18 protein-coding genes are annotated in these 18575 nt (G+C 68.7%); 9 read left to right on the plus strand and 9 right to left on the minus strand.

Translation table 11 applies throughout. The features are described from left to right. Window positions 1-2: 2 nt before the first annotated feature. A complete protein-coding gene (locus CFB50_RS21705; protein ID WP_069250901.1) occupies window positions 3-647 on the plus strand; it encodes an OmpA family protein in 645 nt (214 codons plus the stop codon). Next, entirely contained in the window at window positions 644-1258 is a 615-nt protein-coding gene (locus tag CFB50_RS21710; protein WP_089447196.1) for a DUF2894 domain-containing protein, read from the plus strand. Before CFB50_RS21705 ends, CFB50_RS21710 begins: the two co-directional genes overlap by 4 nt. 32 nt (window positions 1259-1290) lie before the next feature. Here the strand turns inward: CFB50_RS21710 and CFB50_RS21715 are convergent, their stop codons facing one another. Then, window positions 1291-1863 carry an NADPH-dependent FMN reductase gene (locus tag CFB50_RS21715; protein ID WP_089447197.1) on the minus strand — a complete coding sequence of 191 codons (573 nt, stop codon included), beginning with the start codon at window positions 1861-1863 and terminating at the stop codon, window positions 1291-1293. Between the two features lie 58 nt (window positions 1864-1921). After that, window positions 1922-2512, minus strand: a complete 591-nt coding sequence (locus tag CFB50_RS21720; protein WP_089447198.1) for a histone acetyltransferase — start codon at window positions 2510-2512, stop codon at window positions 1922-1924. 708 nt (window positions 2513-3220) lie between these two features. Here CFB50_RS21720 and cml point away from each other — a divergent pair. Beyond that, window positions 3221-4453 (plus strand): CmlA/FloR family chloramphenicol efflux MFS transporter, encoded by a 1233-nt coding sequence (gene cml, locus CFB50_RS21725; protein ID WP_089447199.1) that lies wholly within the window; start codon window positions 3221-3223, stop codon window positions 4451-4453. Window positions 4454-4541: 88 nt separating this feature from the next. Here the strand turns inward: cml and CFB50_RS21730 are convergent, their stop codons facing one another. Together CFB50_RS21730 and CFB50_RS21735 are read right to left on the minus strand one after the other, a co-directional pair. After that, window positions 4542-5825 carry an isoprenylcysteine carboxylmethyltransferase family protein gene (locus CFB50_RS21730; RefSeq protein ID WP_089447200.1) on the minus strand — a complete coding sequence of 428 codons (1284 nt, stop codon included), beginning with the start codon at window positions 5823-5825 and terminating at the stop codon, window positions 4542-4544. Between the two features lie 127 nt (window positions 5826-5952). Beyond that, window positions 5953-7251 (minus strand): collagen-like triple helix repeat-containing protein, encoded by a 1299-nt coding sequence (locus CFB50_RS21735; protein ID WP_089447201.1) that lies wholly within the window; start codon window positions 7249-7251, stop codon window positions 5953-5955. A gap of 46 nt (window positions 7252-7297) precedes the next feature. Between CFB50_RS21735 and CFB50_RS40130 the strand changes: the two genes are divergently transcribed. Together CFB50_RS40130 and CFB50_RS21745 are read left to right on the plus strand one after the other, a co-directional pair. Beyond that, window positions 7298-8305, plus strand: coding sequence for a highly repetitive protein (locus CFB50_RS40130; protein ID WP_373452966.1), 1008 nt, complete (start codon window positions 7298-7300; stop codon window positions 8303-8305). 246 nt (window positions 8306-8551) lie between these two features. After that, complete coding sequence (locus CFB50_RS21745; RefSeq protein WP_089447202.1) at window positions 8552-8950, plus strand: carboxymuconolactone decarboxylase family protein; 399 nt, start codon at window positions 8552-8554, stop codon at window positions 8948-8950. A 57-nt stretch (window positions 8951-9007) separates the two neighbouring features. Here CFB50_RS21745 and CFB50_RS21750 read toward each other — a convergent pair whose 3' ends face one another. From CFB50_RS21750 to CFB50_RS21760, 3 genes are read right to left on the minus strand one after another with little or no spacing between them, the layout of a single operon-like run. Beyond that, window positions 9008-9991 carry an alpha/beta fold hydrolase gene (locus tag CFB50_RS21750; RefSeq protein ID WP_089447203.1) on the minus strand — a complete coding sequence of 328 codons (984 nt, stop codon included), beginning with the start codon at window positions 9989-9991 and terminating at the stop codon, window positions 9008-9010. 7 nt (window positions 9992-9998) lie between these two features. After that, window positions 9999-11573, minus strand: coding sequence for a flavin-containing monooxygenase (locus CFB50_RS21755; protein ID WP_089447204.1), 1575 nt, complete (start codon window positions 11571-11573; stop codon window positions 9999-10001). Beyond that, the gene (locus CFB50_RS21760; RefSeq protein ID WP_089447205.1) at window positions 11570-12472 is read right to left on the minus strand and encodes an SDR family NAD(P)-dependent oxidoreductase; all 903 of its coding nucleotides are present in this window, start codon (window positions 12470-12472) and stop codon (window positions 11570-11572) included. The genes CFB50_RS21755 and CFB50_RS21760 overlap by 4 nt, the downstream gene beginning before the upstream one ends. 103 nt (window positions 12473-12575) lie before the next feature. Between CFB50_RS21760 and CFB50_RS21765 the strand changes: the two genes are divergently transcribed. Continuing rightward, window positions 12576-13226: a TetR/AcrR family transcriptional regulator gene (locus CFB50_RS21765; RefSeq protein ID WP_256979191.1), complete on the plus strand. Its 651-nt coding sequence runs from the start codon at window positions 12576-12578 to the stop codon at window positions 13224-13226. Window positions 13227-13399: 173 nt separating this feature from the next. Here the strand turns inward: CFB50_RS21765 and CFB50_RS38900 are convergent, their stop codons facing one another. Together CFB50_RS38900 and CFB50_RS21770 are read right to left on the minus strand one after the other, a co-directional pair. Continuing rightward, window positions 13400-13636, minus strand: coding sequence for a hypothetical protein (locus CFB50_RS38900; protein WP_144020681.1), 237 nt, complete (start codon window positions 13634-13636; stop codon window positions 13400-13402). Window positions 13637-13816: 180 nt separating this feature from the next. Then, window positions 13817-14767: a LysR family transcriptional regulator gene (locus CFB50_RS21770; protein WP_089447207.1), complete on the minus strand. Its 951-nt coding sequence runs from the start codon at window positions 14765-14767 to the stop codon at window positions 13817-13819. 126 nt (window positions 14768-14893) lie between these two features. Between CFB50_RS21770 and CFB50_RS21775 the strand changes: the two genes are divergently transcribed. The 3 genes from CFB50_RS21775 to CFB50_RS21785 all read left to right on the plus strand — a co-directional run bounded on the left by CFB50_RS21775 (window position 14894) and on the right by CFB50_RS21785 (window position 18072). Beyond that, window positions 14894-15538 (plus strand): glutathione S-transferase family protein, encoded by a 645-nt coding sequence (locus CFB50_RS21775; RefSeq protein ID WP_069250915.1) that lies wholly within the window; start codon window positions 14894-14896, stop codon window positions 15536-15538. A gap of 36 nt (window positions 15539-15574) precedes the next feature. After that, window positions 15575-17746: a pyridoxamine 5'-phosphate oxidase family protein gene (locus CFB50_RS21780; RefSeq protein WP_089447208.1), complete on the plus strand. Its 2172-nt coding sequence runs from the start codon at window positions 15575-15577 to the stop codon at window positions 17744-17746. A 122-nt stretch (window positions 17747-17868) separates the two neighbouring features. After that, on the plus strand, window positions 17869-18072 hold the full coding sequence (locus CFB50_RS21785; protein ID WP_043178166.1) for a DUF2970 domain-containing protein: 204 nt from the start codon (window positions 17869-17871) through the stop codon (window positions 18070-18072). Window positions 18073-18575: the final 503 nt, after the last annotated feature.

The raw sequence follows: 18575 nt of genomic DNA on the forward strand, positions 1-18575 counted from the left end.
GCATGCACGACGAAATCGACGGCGGCGCGTCCTCCGCGCCGGTATGGCCCGCGTTCGCCGACCTGATGTCGGTGCTGCTCGGCGCGTTCGTACTGATCCTCGTCGGCGTGATCGGCATGCAGCTTCAGCTCACGTCGAAGCTCGAGGAAGCCGTGCGCGCGCGCCAGCAGGAGGCGCAGCAGCGCAAGTCGCTCGAGCAGGCGCTTGCCGGGCCGCTCGCGGCCGGCCGCGTGACGCTCGTGAACGGCCGCATCGGCATCAGCGGCAACGTGCTGTTCGCATTGAATTCCGACCAGTTGCAGCCCGCGGGCCGCGACCTGCTGAAGACGCTGGCCGCGCCGCTGGGCGCGTACCTGAAGACGCGTGACGAGATCCTGATGATCAGCGGCTTCGCCGACGACCAGCAGGTGCATGCGGGCAACCGCCAGTTCGCGGACAACTGGGAGCTGTCGGCCAAGCGCGCATTGACGGTCACGCGTGCGCTGATCGACGCCGGCGTGCCGGCGTCGTCGGTGTTCGCGGCTGCGTTCGGCTCCGAGCAGCCGGTCAGCTCGAATGCGGACGATGAAGGCCGCGCGAAGAACCGTCGCGTGGAGATCGCGCCGGTACCGCGCAAGTCGGCTTCGAACGGAGGGAAGGCGAAGTGACCGGCGACGCGACGCACGTTCGCGCGACGCTCGACGCATGGCGCGAGCAGGGCGCCGACCGGCTCGATCCGGTGCGCTTTCACCGGATCGACGCGCTCGAACGGCGCGCGGCCGCGCTAGAAGGCGATGCGCGCGCGTTGCTCGACGCACGGTTGGCGACGTTGCTCGAAGGCTTTGCCGAGGTCGTGGCGCGCGCCGGTAAAACGGCAACGGCAAGCGGCGCGGCAGGTGCGCCCATGCGCGGCGCGCTGGCGGAACTCGTCGAGCGGCTCGCGCGCGATGCGCAGGCCGACCGGCGCGGCCTCGATCCCGAGCTGGTCGACTACTTCCGCACGATATGGTCGAAGGTCCGCACGGAGCAGCAGTACCGTCAGTCGCTCGACCAGGTGCCGCGCAACGCCGGGCCGCTCAATTCGAACAGCCTCGTGCACCGGTCGCTCGCGACGATGCGCGAGCTGTCGCCGGCTTATCTGCAGCAGTTCCTGTCGTATGTCGACGCGCTCGCTTGGCTCGAGGATCTCGCCGGCGGCGGCGCGCAGCCCGAGAAGGAAGCGCCGCGCGCGAAGACGGCCAAACCGGCGAAGAAGGTGACGCGCGCCAAGGCGCGGTAACGCCGCGCGCGTTCACAGACGAACGCGGGCGGCTACCGGCCCGGTTCTGCCTCATGGATTGCCGTGCGCAGCGCGTGCAACGCATCGGCCAGCGCCGACGCGAACGGCGGATGCGCGGCGATCCCCGCCGCGTCGAGCTGGCTCCCGAGGATCGGCAGCGTGATCGACGCACGCTCGACGATGTTCGCCGACATCACCGACAGCGTTTCCCGCAGCGCCGCGTCCGCATGCGTCGCGCGCGGCGACGCATTCAGCACGGCGACCGGCTTGTACACGACGGCCTCGCATCCCACGATCCAGTCCAGCGCATTCTTCATCACGCCCGTAACGCCGTGCGCGTATTCCGGGCTTGCGATCAGCAGGCCGTCGGCGGCATTCACGCGGTCGATCAGGTCGCGCACCGCGGCGGGCGACGGATATTCGGTATCGGGATTGAACAGCGGGAATTCGCCGAGACGATCGAAGCGCATGATGCGCATGCCGCTTGGCGCGACGAGCGCGGCTGCATCGAGCAGCGCGGCGTTGTACGACTGCGCGCGGAGGCTACCGCACAGCGCGATGATGTCGATGTGGCGGTCGGAGTCGGTTCGGGAATCAGTGGTCATCGATGGGCGTGTCGGTTGGCGCGTGGCGCGGCAGTGAGCGTCGCGCGGGTCGCACGGATTATCGCACCGGTGTTCGGGCGGCACCGGCCATCCCCGCCACGCGCGCGAATGCCCCGATCTCCCATCCATGACCGAGCATCAGCCGCCGCGTATGCAGCGCGCCATGCACGTCGTCGGCGACGGTTTCGCCGAGATAACGCAGCGCACGCCCGTCGATATCGACGAAGCCGTGCCGGTAATCCTGCGCGAGCGCCGTCCACAACTGCGCGGCGCCGACCGACTGGCGCGCGCCGCTGATCAGGCACAGGCCCGCGTCGAGCCCCCAGCGATACAGCGTCGTCGCCAGCCCCTTGCGTTGCGCGGACCCGCGCAGCCGCGTATGCGGCGCGCGCAGGTAGCGGTCGGCGCGGCGCGGGATTTCGGGCAGGCGGTTGAACACCGTATAGCCGGCGAGCTGGCGCGCGGCCGGATCTTCGACATACAGGAAGTACTCGCCGTCCGCCTCGCGGTGGCGGACGATCAGGCCGGAGCGGCCGAGCGCGACGGCCGGCAGGCCGTACAGGCGATGGCCTGGCTGGTGGAGACGCGCGTAGAGCGTGTCGAGTTCATCGTCGATGTCGTGCTGGGAATGCTGTACGTCGATACGCATGGCAAAGGTCGCCCGTCCCGGGCGGTCCGAGAAAGTGGTTCATCGCAAACGGGGAAAGGAATGGCTGCGGCCCCCGGGCTCGGCGAAGCGAGCCGGGGCCGCGAATCAGCTGGGGATGTGCTGGAACCGGCGGCGATCGCGGCGAGGCCCGCGATGCAGAGTGCGAACAGGATCAGGACTTTGTGGATCACGTCTCTCTCCTCATGAATGCGCGGCGCCGACGGGCGGCATCGCGGAGACGGTGAGCGGCGGGCACGGCCCGCGCGGCCGTCGTGCGGGACGACGGTCGAAGGTCCGGGCGGCAGCGCGCGGGTCGGGCGCTGTATCGCACGCGGACGGGCAGCACCATACGCGACGTGATTACGGCGGGCAATCGGACTGGGTGAGAAAAGCGACGAAAGGCGGGGAATCGCGTCGTTTAGCGACAATTGGCCGCATGAGCGTGTGCCGCCGCCTGAGCGGAGGGCGACGCGGGCCGGCCTGACAGCCGCCGCCGGGCCGTGCCCACGCGGCTGGTGCCGCCCGGTCGAACCGACTACACTGCGCAGTCAACGCACACCGCAAGGATTCCTCCATGGGAGCCGGCCCGTCCACGGATCGCTAAGCCGCAACGACCTTCGTCAACCGGTCGTTGCGGCGATCTCCCGTTGTCCCTCGCTGACCAGGCAGATCGCCGCCAGATTCCCTTTTCTGAGCGGATGCCTCGTCATGCCTGAACAATCCACGCCCGTCTGGGCTTATTCGTTGCCGTCGGCGCTGCTGCTGATGGCGCCTTTCGATCTCCTCGCTTCGCTGGCGATGGACGTTTACCTGCCGGTGATCCCGGAGATGCCGTCCGCGCTGGGCACGTCGCCGGCCATCGTCCAGTTGACGCTGAGCGTCTACATGGTCGTCCTCGGCCTGGGCCAGATGCTCTTCGGCCCGTTGTCGGACCGCGTCGGCAGACGGCCGATGGTGCTCGGCGGTGCGCTGTGTTTTGCGGCGGCTTCGCTGGCACTTGCGATGGCCACCGGCGGCGGTCTGTTCGTCGCACTGCGCGTGCTGCAGGCGCTGGGCGCGTCTGCCGCGCTCGTCGCCACGTTCGCGACCGTTCGCGATGTCTACGCCGATCGTCCTGAAGGCCGCATGATCTACAGCCAGTTCGGCGCGATGCTGGCGTTCGTGCCCGCACTGGGCCCGCTGCTCGGCGCGGCCATCGCGACGGCCTGTGGATGGCGCGCGATCTTCGCGACGCTCGGCCTGCTGGGGCTGCTCGCGTGCGGCCGTGCGTGGCCACGCTGGCACGAAACGCGGCCGCGGACGGCGAACCGGCAGGGGCCGTCCGTCGCATCGATTCTCGGCAGCCGGCCCTTTCAGGTTCATACGCTCGCGTTTGCCGCCGCGATGGGGGCGTTCTTCGTGTTCTTCTCCAGCGCGCCGCGCGTGCTGGTCGGCGGGGCGGGCTATTCCCGCGTGGCGTTCAGCGTGGCCTTTGCGACCGTCGCGATCGTGATGGTCGTCGCGTCGCGCTTCGCAGGGACGTTCGTGTCGAGGTGGGGCGAGGCCGGCTGCGTTGCGCGAGGGGCGCTCACGATGATGACGGGCGCGATCGTGCTGGCCGTCTGCACGGTCCTGGCGAAGCCGTCGTTCGCGACGTTCGTGATGCCGATGTGGCTGGTAGCGGTCGGTATCGTGCTGATGTCGTCGGTGTCCGCGAACGGCGCGCTGCGCGATTTCGGCGATGCCGCCGGCAAGGCGGTTGCGCTCTACTACGCGGTGCAGGGCGTGATCGTCACCGGCGTGGGCACGCTCGCGACGCTGGTCTTCGACGGTGCTACCGCATGGCCGCTGGCGGCCTGCTGCTTCGGTATGGGCCTCGCGAGCTTCGTCGCGATCCAGGGGCTGACGCGTGCGACCGGTCGCACGCGTGACGGGCGCGACAGCAGCGTCTCGTTCGACTGAGCATGCGCGCAGCGACGCGCTGTGGTGTCGGGCCGCGCGGCGCTTCGATGAAGTGGCGGGGCGGCTAGCCCCGCCTTTTGCCACGGTATCAGGCCGGCGCGCGCTGCCCGAAGGCCTGCCTGATCCGCGCGAACAGCCCGTGTTGCTCGATCCATTCGGCATACGCGCGATAGTCGGGATCGCGCATCAGGTGGCGCTCTTCCGTCTTCGCCCGCGTGTAGTAGATCAGGTTGACCGCGACGAGCCCCGCGCAGTGCATGAGCCCGACCTGCCAGCCGAGCGGCTCGACGAACGGCACCGACACCATCCAGTACGACAGGTTCTTCGTGATGTACGCCGGATGCTTCGTGAAGCGGTACGGGCCCGACGTGATGATCCCGCGGTTGGTGAGGTTCGAGAAACGCAGCCCGAACGAGATCGTGCACAGCGCGTACGTGAGCAGCAGCAGGATGATCACCGCGCCCCAGATCACGCGCAGCGTCGGCGCCGACAGCAGCCAGGTGTCCCAGAACATCGAGCCCTGGTAGCGGATGTAGTTGTTCGAGAACAGCGACCAGAACGGCTGGTAGCACATCAGCGCGGCCACCCAGCCGAGCGTCGTCGGTTCGACGGTGCGCACGTGGCTGTCGAGGATGCGGAACGTGCACAGGTAGCCGACAGTGCCGAACATCAGGTCCATCGTGAACGACAGGTCGTACATGAACATGAACGTCGCGATCGTCATCGGCGCGTGCATCGCGTTCGCGAGCGACGCGCTCAGGTGATCGGCGTCCTTCGACAGATAGACGGTCATCAGCGGCAGGAAGAACGCCTTCACGCCCCAGCCGGCCAGCATCTCGCGCACCGGCTTCCAGCTCGCGGGCTGCTCGCGGCGGAACAGGAAGCGGCCCCACAGCAGGTACGCGTCGTCGGTCTCGCGCTGGTGGCGGTCCATCCACGCGAAGTAGAACGGCGCGGCGAAGATCACGTACGGCGCGAGCGAGCGCAGCAACGACCAGAACGGCAGATAGAACGCGCCGTGGTATTCGGGCAGCAGCCAATAAATGATGCCGATGCCCGCGTAGACCGACGCGAGCGCGCCGAGCCGCGTCGCGACGCGCGCGATGCCGAGCGGCCGGACGGCCTGTCTCGACAGCCCCGCGCTCGGGCGCAGGTAGGCGCGCGAGATGAAGAGTTCGTGCAGCGCGATCGTGCCGATGATCGCGAGGCTCGCGATGACCGCGCGCGCGGCCGCGTCGAGACCCGGCTGGTCGCGCGTGATCCACAGCGCGAAGAGGCCTGCCGTGATGCCGAGCAGGCCGGCCCGCAACGGCGTGGCGGAACGGGGCGGGCGGTCCTGGACCGCGGCGATGCCGTCGATGGTGGAGTTCATGATCGAGTCCTCGTCGGGATGAGGGCCGGCGCCCCCGCTTGGCGGGTGACGCCGGCCGTCGGCCGGGCTATGTATGGATGCGCGCCCGGCCACTGGCCTGTCGTTCTGATACGTGATGCGTCGAACCTTACTTCTTGGTGCCGCCGCCCAGCAGTCCGCCGAGCAGGTTGGTCACCGGCGACAGCAGGTTGCCGCTGCCGCCCGCGCCGGCGCCGGTGGAGCCGCCGGTCAGGCCGGTCACCACGGAGCCGCCGCCCGGCGTCGTCGCCGTGCCGCCTGCACCGCCAGTGGCACCCGCCGAACCGGACGGCGTCCCCAGCGCACCCGTGACCGTGCCGACCGGGCCGTTCGTCAGCACCCCGCCGAGCGTGCCCGACACGTTGCCGCCCGGCGTCGTGACGGTGCCGGTCAGGCTCGCGCCGAGCGGCGTCAGCGAGTTGACGAGGTTGGTGACCGGTGCGAGCAGAGCGCCGAGACCTGCGCCACCCGTGCCGCTGGTGCCGCCGGTCCCGCTCGTTCCGCCCGTGCCGCTGGTCCCGCCGGTGCCGCTCGAACCGATGCCGCCGAGTGCGCCCGTCACCGTCCCGAGCAGGCCGGTGATCGGCGCGAGCGGGCCGCCGCTGCTGGTGCCGCTCGTGCCGCTGGTGCCGCCTGAACCGCTCGAGCTGCCGCCGCCGACGCCGCCCGTCAACGTGCCGAGCAGGCCGGTGATCGGGGCGAGCGGGTTGGTGCCGCTGCTGGAGCTGCTGCTGCCGCTGTACAGGAGACCGCCCGTCGAGGTCACCGTGTTGCCGAGCTGGTTGACGCTGCCGCCGACACCGTCGCCGACCGGGTTGCCGGTCGCGCCGCCGACCTTCGTGCCGGCGAGGCCCAGGCCGCTGCCGAGCGTGCCGAGGAGGCCGCTGAGCGGTGCGCCGAGCAGCGTCGCGTTGCCGAGCGTTTGGGTGACGCCCGGCGTCGTGACGCCGCCGGTCAGCGTATTCGTGATCGGGTTGATCGCCTTGCCGAGCTGTGTTTCGAGCTGCTGGACCGGCGAGCTGTTCAGTGCCGTGTTCAGCGCCGATGCGGTGGAATTGACCGCCGTGCCGACCGTGTTGACGAGACTGCCGACCAGCGTCGTCGCCGGTGCGAGCGGCGACAGCGGACCGGTGCCGAGGCTCGTCACTGCATTGCCGAGGTTGTTGACCGCACCACCGGCACCGGTCAACAGGCCGGTGGTCGACGTGAGCGTCGGCCCGAGCGGGTTCGCTGACACGCCGATCGAGCCCAGGCCGGCCGCGATGCCGTTGCCGAGCGACTGCACGCCGTTGCCGAGGCTGCCGACCGCGTTGCCGACACTGGTGGCCGTCGTCGGGTTCGTGCCGGGGATCTGCACGCCGCCGATCTGAGCGCCGCCGTTCACGACCGTCGTGCCGAGCGCCGTCACGAGGTTGCCGGATTTCTGCAGGACGTTGCCGAGCGGGGTGACGCCGGTGCCGGAGCTGGAGGTACCCGAGCTGGAGGTGCCGGAGCTGGAGGTGCCGGAGCTGGAGGTACCCGAGCTGGACGTACCGGAGCTGGACGTACCGGAGCTGGACGTACCGGAGCTGGAGGTGCCCGAGCTGGAGGTGCCTGAGCTGGAGGTGCCTGAGCTGGAAGTACCGGAGCTGGAGGTGCCCGAGCTGGACGTACCGGAGCTGGACGTACCGGAGCTGGACGTACCGGAGCTGGACGTACCGGAGCTGGAGGTGCCGGAGCTGGACGTACCCGAGCTGGAGGTGCCGGAGCTGGAGGTGCCGGAGCTGGAGGTACCCGAGCTGGAGGTGCCGGAGCTGGACGTACCCGAGCTGGAAGTACCGGAGCTGGAGGTGCCAGAGCTAGACGTACCCGAGCTGGAGGTGCCCGAGCTGGATGTACCGGAGCTGGAAGTACCCGAGCTGGAGGTACCGGAGCTGGAGGTGCCCGAGCTGGAAGTACCCGAGCTGGAAGTACCGGAGCTGGAAGTACCCGAGCTGGAAGTACCGGAGCTGGAGGTGCCGGAGCTGGAAGTACCGGAGCTGGACGTACCGGAGCTAGACGTACCCGAGCTGGAGGTGCCCGAGCTGGACGTACCGGAGCTAGACGTACCCGAGCTGGAAGTACCCGAGCTGGAAGTACCAGAACTGGAACTGCCCGACGTGCCGGACGATCCCGAAGTCCCGGAGCTCCCCGACGTACCCGAAGTCCCCGAAGTCCCCGAAGTCCCCGAACTGCCGCCCGTCCCTGACGTGCTCGGCTTGATGGTCGGCGGGGTCGTCGGTCCGTCGACCGAGCCGCAGCCGTACAGCGCGAGCAGCGATGAGACGGCCATCGTTACCGTCGTCTTCTTGAAGAGATTGTGCATGTTGCCCTCGACATTGGAAGTGTGTCCCAGGCCATCTCTGCAAATTCCGCGCCATGACAGGTTCCGTGAAACGGCATCGCGCTTTGTTGCGGGAATTGGGAATATCGATGCGATTTAAACGCAATTAGAGCGGTTTCGCGCGACAGGGGCCCACGGTGCGCCAACGTCGGAGCCGCGATGTTCCCGTCAGGCGCCGTAACGCGCGACGGGATGTTACGTAGCGTTCGACCGCCCGTTACGCGAACGGCCGCGAACCGAGGGCCGCGTCTTTGACGAAATGCGCCGTCCCGCTGAACATGGCGCGAAATCCCCCGGTCGCCGGCGGCGCGGCAGCGGCCACGACTCCAACCACCAGGACACCGACATGAGCGAACAGGACAGGGAATTCGGCAAGGCGCGGCGGATCGACGTGATGGGCCCGGCGTTCGTCGATCGCGCGATGCGCGACCTCGACGGGTTTTCGCGGCCGCTGCAGAACTGGCTGAACGAGCACGCGTGGGGCAGCACGTGGCAGCGGGGCGGAATCGACCTGAAGACGCGCAGTCTGTGCACATGCGCGATGCTGGCGGCGCTCGGCCGCAGCACGGAACTGAAGGGTCACATTCGCGGCGCGCTCAACAACGGCGCGAGCCTCGTCGAGATTCGCGAGGTGTTGCTGCACAGCGCGCTGTACGCGGGCGCGCCGGCCGCGGTCGAGGCATTCCGCACCGCGCGGGAGGTGATATCGGAGCTCGGACTGTCGGTGCCCGACGACGAAGCCTGATTTCGCGCCGGCGCCGGCGGCACGGCACGGAATCAGGCCCTGTTACGCGGTCTAGGCTTACGCGATGCGTGCCGATGGCGCGGCCACCTCGGCCGGCGCGGCGGCGACTTCGAGCAGCCAGTCGGCCGTTGCTTCCGGAATCGTGACCGGCAGCATGTGCCCGCCCTCGACGACCTTCAGCCGCACGCGCGCCGATTTCTTCGCGAGCGCTTCGCCGTGGTCGCGCCAGTTCAGGATCGGATCGGCGCGGCCGTACAGCACGTCGACCGGCAGCGCGAGGTCCGGGTAGCGACGTTCCATCGCGGGCAGGTCGACCGGCGCCGACAGCAGGTCGGTCGCGGTCGCGTAAAACACGTGCGGGCGCATCCCGAGCAGGCCGCCGCCCTTGACCGGGAAGTCGCGCGGCACGTCTTCCGGCGCGAACACCTGGCGTACGGCCTTGCGGCCGGTCAGGATCGTCAGCGGAATCGCGAAGGTCCACGACACGAAGCGGCGCACCAGCGGCGACGGCAGCATCAGCGGCTTGAACGGCGCCGGCGGCTCGCTCTGCTCGTGCGACAGCGGCGCGATCAGCGCGAGGCGGCTCACGCGGTCCGCATGATTGAGGCCGACCGCGAGCGCGATCGCGCCGCCGAGCGAGTGGCCGACGAGCACCGGCTTGTCGAGCTTCAGCGCGTCGATGAACGCGGCGACGGTGCGGGCCTGCGCGAACACGTTCGCTTGCGAACCCGCGCCGCGGAGCGAGCGGCCGGCGCCCGGCCGGTCGATGAGGATCACGCGATGCTGCTGCGCGAGCCGCGCGAGCGGCAGGTACGCGAAATTGCGCAGTTGCCCCGCGAGCCCGTGGACGAACACGATCGGCGGGCCGTTGCCGTATTCGACGTAGTGGATGCGGTCGCCGCCGATGTCGACGAAGCGGCCTTCGGGCGGAAACGCGCGCGTCACGCGGCGGGCCACGTAACCGGTAAACAGCGCGAGCGCGGCGAGCGCCGCGACGACGCCGAGCAGCACGTTCTGGATCAGATGGAGCGTAGGGGTCATGTCGGCCTCAGCGGGTTTCGAGTGCGGGTTCGGCAACCGGCGCCGTGGCGGCCGGGCCGGCTTTCGCGCGGCGTTCGAACTGCATCGCCGAATCGGCGAGTCCGCTGAACTTCAGCGATGCGAGATCGAGCACGTAGTTCTGGTGGAATTTCCACGGCTTGCTGTGCCCCTGCTTCGGCAGGATGCCGGCCGCGCGCTGGATGTAGCCCGAGCTCAGGTTGACGGCCGGCACGTTGCCGAGATCGCCGGCGCCGAGCCGCGGCACGCACGTGTCGTAGCCGTTCGCGCGCATGTGGTTGAGCAGCCGGCACACGTAGCGCGCGATCAGCTCGGCCTTCAGCGTCCACGATGCATTCGTGTAGCCGAACGACGATGCGAGGTTCGGCACGTTGCTGTACATCATGCCCTTGTACGACACGGTATCCGGCAGGTCGACCGCGCGGCCGTCGACGGTGACGCGCGCGCCGCCGAGCATCTTCACCTTCAGCCCGGTCGCGGTGACGATCACGTCCGCGTCGAGCTGCTGGCCGCTCTTCAGCTTGAGGCCGGTCGGCGTGAAGCGCTCGATCTCGTCGGTGACGATCGACGCGCGGCCCGAGCGGATCGCCTTGAACAGGTCGCCGTTCGGCACGAGGCACACGCGCTGGTCCCACGGCATGTAGCGCGGCGTCAGGTGCTTCGCGACGTCGAAGCCGGGGCCGACCTGCTTGGCGGCCGCGCGGATGATGAACTGCTTCGTCCGGTCGGGCTTGCGGCGCGACACGTTGTACAGGTACATCGTCAGCAGCACGTTCTTCACGCGCACGAGCCGGTGTGCGAGCCGCGACGGCAGCACGCGGCGCAGCGCGTTCGCGATCTTGTCGCGCGCGGGCAGCGACACGATGTAGGTCGGCGAGCGCTGCAGCATCGTCACGTGCTGCGCGTCGGCCGCCATCGACGGCACCAGCGTGACGGCCGTCGCGCCGCTGCCGATCACGACCACGCGCCGGTTCGCGTACGACAGGTCCTTCGGCCAGTGCTGCGGATGCACGAGCTTGCCTTCGAACGTGTCCATCCCGGCCCAGTCGGGCAGGTAGCCGGCGTCGTAGTCGTAATAGCCGCTGCACATGAACAGGAAGCGGCAGGTGTACACGAGCGTGTCGGTCGCGCCGTCCCGCGTGCGCTCGATGCGCACCGTCCAGCGTGCGCGGTTCGAGTCCCAGTCGGCTGCAACCACCTTCTGGCCGTAGCGGATCGTTTTGTCGATGCCGTATGCGTGTGCGGTGTCGCGGATGTAGTCGAGGATCGTCTGGCCGTCCGAGATCGCCTTGTCGCTGTGCCACGGCCGGAAGCTGTAGCCGAGCGTGAACATGTCGGAATCCGAACGGACGCCCGGATAACGGAACAGGTCCCAGGTGCCGCCGATCGCGTCGCGCGCCTCGACGATCGCCACGCTCGCATACGGGCAGCGCTGCCTCAGGTGATAGGCCGCGCCGATGCCGGACAGGCCGGCGCCGACGATCAGCACGTCGAGGTCGTTACCGTCCTGGCGGGCGCCGGGGGTGGGCGGCGCGGCGCGCCGGTCGGTCGTCGTCGAGGTCATGCGGGGTCCTTGGTCGGCGTGGTCGGGAGCGCGGCCGGGGCATGCGCGCGTTCGAGGTTGCGGGCACGGGCGCGGCGCACGTGGCGCAGCATCAGCCACTGGTAGCCGGCGCCGAGCAGGCGCGCGATCCGGTCGAGCCGGCGCGCGTCGGCGCCGACGAGCACGCGGCGCGCATTGCGCTCGACACCCGCGAGGATCTGCCGCGCGGCGTCGTCGGCCGTCGTCGCGTTGATCAGGCGGTTTGCCTGGCGGCGATGGGTCGCTTCGTCCTGGCCCGTCAGCGCATGGATGCTGGTGTCGACGCGGCTCGCGTCGACGATGCTCGTCGCGACGCCGCCCGGATGCACGCAGGTCGCGCTCACCGGCGCGCCGTCGAGTTCGAGCTCCATCCGCAGCGCCTCGGTGAAGCCGCGCACCGCGAACTTGGTCGAGTTGTACGCGCTTTGGGTGGGCATCGCGACGAGGCCGAACAGGCTCGACGTGTTGACGATGTGCCCGTCGCCCGACGCGCGCAGATGCGGCAGGAACGCCTGCGTGCCGTGCACGACGCCCCAGAAGTTGATGCCGACGATCCATTCGAGATCGGCGATGCGCGCGGTCTCGGCGCTCGCGGCCAGCGACACGCCCGCGTTGTTGAAGACCAGGTTGACCTTGCCGTGCTCGGCGCGCACGAAATCGGCCCACGCGAACACCGCGTCGCGGTCGGCGACGTCAAGCCGCCGCGTGCTCACGCGCACGCCGTGCTGCGCGCAGGCGGCCGCCGTGCCGGCGAGCCCGACGTCGTTGACGTCGGCGAGTGCGACCTCGCAGCCGCGCCGCGCGAGCTCGACCGCGAGGCTGCGGCCCATGCCCGAACCGGCGCCCGTGATCGCGGCGACCTTGCCGGAAAACCCCTTCATCCGTCGTTCCTCCCGTTCCGCTTGCGCTGTACCGGCGGCGCATCTATTGTGGTGTTGTTCGTCACCACTTTAGTTTTCGGGTGTCCTGATGTCAAATAGCGGAATGGAGAAAGCACTCGAAACGGAAAAAACGGAAAAAAGGGGCCGGTCGTATGGTGGCGTGGCGCCCGAGGTGCGGGCCGCGGAGCGGCGTGACGCGCTGATCCGCGCGGCGACGCGCGTGTTCGGCACGGTCGGGTTCCGCAAGGCGACCGTGCGGTCGATCTGCCAGGAAGCGAAGCTGAACGATCGCTATTTTTATGCGGCGTTCGACAGCACCGAGGATTTGCTGCGCCACACCTATCTGCATCATGCGCAGCAGTTGCACGAAGCGGTCGCGCGGGCGGTGGCCGAGCGCGGCGGCGATTTGCACGAGAGCGTCGATGCGGGGCTCGCCGCGTTCTTCGCGTTCCTGCGCGACCCGTGCGCGGCGCGCGTGTTGCTGCTCGAGGTGATGGGCGTGAGCGCGGACACCGACATGACCTACCAGCGCATGCTGATCGACTTCGGCAAGCTGATCACGGCGATCGGCGTGCCGCGCGAAGCGGCGACGCCGGCGGAGCGCACCGAGCAGCGGTTGATCGGGCTCGCGCTCGTCGGCGCAATGACGAACGTCGGCGCGGCGTGGCTGCTCACCGACTATCGCGATCCGGAGGCGCAGATGGTCGCGAGTTGCAGGAAGGTGCTGCTGGGGACGCTGCGGGAGATCGGGTAACCGGAAGGCATTGCGCTTTCGTGACGCCGGTTGAAAATGAAAAATGAAGCGATAGCGCGCCGGGTGTCGTGTCGTTTTCCTGCTTGATTTAATCGACTGTTACATAAATAAATGGCTGGCGATTTTTTTGGGGAAGCCAATTTAAATAAACTTCATTGTTTTCAATTCTGATTTCATGTGTCGATGAATTGATGAAAACGATGTCGATGGAATAAAAAGCGACGCAATGCGAATTTCAGTTCGCATTGCGCCGATCGTGGCGCGAACATCATCGCGCCCCAGGCACGCTTGATCTGTTGCCGTTGGCCGTCTAGACGCGGATCACCGGCGTGGTTCGCCACGAAATTGCGGCGGCTTGCATTCCAGACTCCTTGATTGAATAAAGCAGGGAATTGAAGCGTTTCGGTCAACGCAAATCAGTGTATTGCTGGGAGCAAGATTAGTAGAAAAACGGGAAATGCAATAACTGATTTTTGGAAAAATAAAGGGCGCATTCGTTTTGAATGAGAAAGCCCGTGGAAAGGATATTGGGGGTGAGTTAAAGGGACGGGATCGCAGGCGGGCATGCCGGACCGGCCGGCTATCCGGAATCAGCGGCTCGTGTGTTTCGCTCGCGTCGCACCCACCGGCGCCCCCGCCGCCTCCCCGATCCTCGCCTTCATCGCGTCGACGAACGCCCGTACCTTCGGCGAAGGCAGCCGCGTCGACGGATACACCGCGTGAATCCCGGCCGGCGCCGAGCGCCATGCGGGCAGCAGCCGCACGAGCCGGCCCGCCGCGACGTCGTCGGCGGTCGAGAAATCCGTCAGCAGCCCGAAGCCGCCGCCCGCGAGCACGATCGCGCGGCACGCGGTGGCGGTGTTCGACACGATCGGCGCGACGCAGCGCACGGAAGCGGTGTTGCCGTTCGCGTCTTCCAGTTTGACCGTATGCGCGTGCGGCAGCGACGACAGCATCACGAACGGCAGCGCGGCGATCGCATCCGGATCGTGCGGCCGCCCATGGCGCGCAACGAACGTGGGGCTCGCGACCAGCCATTTCTCGTACGTGCCGAGCTGCACCGCCCGATAGTTCGAATCGGCGAGGCGGCCGATGCGGATCGCGACGTCGAGGTTATCCGCGACGAGATCGACGACGCGGTCGTTCGCGACGAGTTCGACGTCGAGCCCCGGATGCCGGTCGCGCAACGCGACGACGGCAGGCGCGACGACCAGCGCGCCGTAGTCGATCGGCACGCTCACGCGCAGTGTGCCGCGTAGCGGCCCCGCGTCGGACGACACCGCATCGAGCGCGCTTTCGGCGGCGCGCACGATGTCGCGGCACGCGTCGTAGAACGCCCGCCCCGCATCGGTCACGCTCAGCCGCCGGGTGGTGCGCACCAGCAGGTTCGCGCCGACCTCGGATTCGAGGCGCTGCATGTGCATGCTGACGACCGTCTTCGCCAGGCCGAGCCGCTCGGCCGCGGCTGTCAGCGACCCGGCGTCGACCACCGCGACGAAGATCGCCAGCCGGTTCAGGTTCACGTCGCGCAGATCGGCCATCGTGGATTGTCCTGTAGAAAAGGATAATGTTTCCGCGATTATCCGTCTTCTGGTGACGAACGGCGAGCGCTACGCTGCGGTTGTGCGTCGCCGATTCCCGGCGGCGCGAGATTCCGGAGCGTTTCCATGTCTGCCGCCAACAAGCCTGCTGCACCGATCCGCGTCTATTCGTTCCTGCTGTCCGGGCACGCGCATCGCGTGCGGCTGTTCCTGTCGCTGCTCGGCCTGCCGTCCGAGACCGTCGACGTCGATCTGGCCGCCGGCGCGCAGCGCGAACCGGCGTTTCTCGCGCTCAATCCGCTCGGGCAGGTGCCCGTGATCGACGATGGCGGCACGGTGATCGCCGATTCGAACGCGATCCTCGTCTACCTCGCGAAGCGCTACGGCGACGCGCACTGGCTGCCCGACGATCCGGCTGGCGCGGCGGTCGTGCAGCGCTGGCTGTCGTATGCGGCGGGGCCGATCGCATCGGGGCCGGCCGCCGCGCGGCTCGTGACCGTGTTCGGCGCGCAGCTCGACCCGGAGGCCGCCAAGCGCACGGCCGCCAAAGTGCTCGACGTGATCGACCGCGAACTGGCCGGCAAGCCGTTTGCCGCCGGCGCGCAGCCGACGATCGCCGATATCGCCGCGTATTCGTACATCGCGCACGCGCCGGAGGGCGGCGTGTCGCTCGAACCGTATCCGCACGTGCGTGCGTGGCTGGCGCGCATCGAGGCGCTGCCGGGCTTCGTCGCGATGCCGACGACGCGCGTGGGCCTGCTCGCCGCGTAATACCGACTGAAGCCGAGCCTGCTCAGGGAGAACGCGATGAATGCCCCGACTGTACCGACCGCCGTCGTACCGGGCTGGGAACTCGACACCGCGCCGTTTCACGCGGGCGAGCTCGCCGTGCAGCAGCGCGCGGGTGTGACGGAGGCCGCGGGTTCGGCCGGCCGGCGCGGGATCCGGCGCTTCATGCCGGACCAGCACCGGACGTTTTTCGTGCAACTGCCGTTCTTCGTGCTCGGCGGCGTCGATGCGCACGGCCAGCCCTGGGCGACGCTGCGGGCCGGCGCGCCGGGGTTCGTGACGTCGCCCGATGCGCGCACGCTGCGCATCGCGTCGCGCGCGCTGCCGGGCGATCCGCTGGCCGGCGCATGGCAGCCGGGTGCGCCGCTCGGCGGCCTCGGGATCGAATTCGATACGCGGCGGCGCAATCGCGTCAACGGCGTCGTGCGCGCGGTCGACGGTGACGCGCTGACGATCGCGGTCGAGCAGAGCTTCGGCAACTGTGCGAAGTACATCCAGGGGCGCAAGCCGACGTTCGTCGCACGGGAAGCCGATGCATCCGCCGAGCCGGACGTGTCGGATGCATTGAGCGATGCCGATCGCGCGCTGCTGGCGCAGGCCGATACGTTCTTCGTCGCGAGTGCGAACACGTCGGCGGACGCGGGCGCCGCGCGCGGCGCGGACGTGTCGCATCGCGGCGGGATGCCGGGCTTCGTGCGCGTCGATGATGCGCGCACGCTGACGACGCCAGATTTCAGCGGCAACCGCTTCTTCAATACGCTCGGGAACCTGCAGCAAGATCCGCGCGCGGGGCTGCTGTTCATCGATTTCGACCGCGGCGACCTGCTGTATGTGGCCGCGCGCGCCGAGATCGTGTGGGACGGGCCGCTCGTCGCGTCGTTCGACGGCGCGCAGCGGGTCGTGCGGTTCCATGTGCGGGAAGTGCGGCGCATGCGCACGGTGCTGCCGTTCCGGTGGTCGGCGGTCGAGCGTGCGCCGCAGTTCGCGGCGGTGGAGGCGGGTGTCGGTGCAAACGCAAACGCAAACGCAGGCGTGGTGATGGTGGTGCCGTCCGCATCCGTACCCGAATCGGCATCCGAAGCAGCATCTGCATCTGCGTCAGAATCGGCATCGGCATCGGCATCGGCATCGGCATCGGCATCGGCATCGGCGATCGCACCGGCACCTGCATGGCGCTCACTGCGCATCGCAAGGATCGTCGACGAAGCGCGCGCGATCCGCTCGTTCCATTTCGAACCGGTGGACGGCGGCGTGCTGCCCGCCTACGAAGCCGGACAGCACCTGACGCTGCGCGTCGCGTTGCCGGGCAGTGATTCGCCGGCGATTCGCAGCTACACGCTCTCCGATGCATCGGGCGGTACGCATTACCGGATCACCGTGAAGCGCGAAGGGCGCGTCTCGGCGTGGCTGCACGATCACGCGCAGGCGGGCATGACGCTCGACGCGCAGATGCCGCGCGGCCGCTTCACGTTCGATCTCGCGAGCCCGCGTCCGGCCGTGCTCGTGTCGGCCGGCATCGGCATCACGCCGATGGTCGCGATGCTACGCCGCGCGCTGGCCGACGCTCAACCGTCGCGCCGCGTGGTGTTCGTGCACGGTGCGCGTGAAGCAGCCGATCGACCGTTCGCCGAGGAACTGGCACGCGTCGCGGCCGTCGACGCGCGCTTGTCGCTCCACTGGTTCGACAGTCATCCTCACGAGGGCTCGGCAGCACATGCCGGCCGCATCGACATCGCGCAACTGAAACGGATCCTTTCGTTCGACGATTACGATTTCTACCTCTGCGGGCCGTCGGCGTTCATGCGCGACTTGTACGACGGATTGCGCGCGCTGAATGTGCCGGACGAACGCATCCGTTTCGAGGCATTCGGGCCGTCGAGCGTGGCACGCAGCGCGACGCGCACGTCCGCCACGCCGGCCGCGGCGAGCGTGCCGGTCGTCTTCCGGCGCACCGGCCGCGAAGCCGCGTGGACGCCCGCCGACGGCTCCTTGCTCGAATTCGCGGAAGGGCAGCGCGTGGACGTGCCGTCCGAATGCCGCTCCGGCTCATGCGGCACATGCGCGACGCGCGTGCTGTCCGGCGAGGTCGACTACGAGCAGGCGCCCGATGCACCGGTCGAACCCGGTTGCGCGCTGCTGTGCGTCGCGCGGCCCGCGCAAGGGACGGAACCGCTCGTGCTCGACCGCTGACGCACCCTGCGACATGCCGCCGCAGACGGCCTGCTGCGCGAAAAGCGCGCACAACTGCTTCTTTTTTCGGATGCCTGTCGGATCGACGATAGCGTCAACCGATAGATGAAAGGAGCGCAATCATGAAACTGCTCGGCATGATCAAACTGGTCCTGTGGAGTTTCTTCGGCGTACGCAACAGCAAGGCGCACGCGACCGATCTCGCGAACGCCAACTTCACGATGCTGCCGTTCGTGGCGATCATCCTCGCGGTGCTCGTCGGCGCGGTCATCTACGGTGTCGTGCACCTGGTCGTCGATCCGACCGTGACGATGCAGGGGTTCTGAGCGGACGGCCGATGAATCGCGAGCGGGCGAGCGTTCCCGCTCCGGTTTCCGGCCGTATGGCCGGCGCGTAACGGCGCCGGTCACCGAGGCGGGCGCGCACGACGCAAGTCACGCGTCCATCGGCACCGTCGTCGTGCCGCGCGAATCACGCTGTCCCCATTCCCCGCCTTCCCCGCCTTCCGTTTCGCCCGATTCCAGGTCAGTCAGCCCCGCCCGGGGTAAAATGCGCGCCGCGCCGCGATGTCGCGCGCGACGGGCACGCCGCCGTTCCAGCGAACGGTGCGCGCAAGTGCGTCGCGCCCGCACCGAGGCGTTCGAAGCGTCCCCCCGCACGACAAGACCGCGCGATGCAGCCGGCCACCCGACACGCCCCCGACGAACCGTCGACGGCCGCGTCGGTTCCCGGTGCATCACCTGAATCCGATGTCCCATCCTGCGTCTTCCCGACCGAGCGGCCCGCTTGCGTGCCGTATCGTCCGGTTCGTCTGATGAATGTCGCGCAC

Origin of the sequence: Burkholderia sp. AU33423, assembly GCF_002223135.1 — a bacterium.
Classification (GTDB): Bacteria; Pseudomonadota; Gammaproteobacteria; order Burkholderiales; family Burkholderiaceae; genus Burkholderia; species Burkholderia lata_D.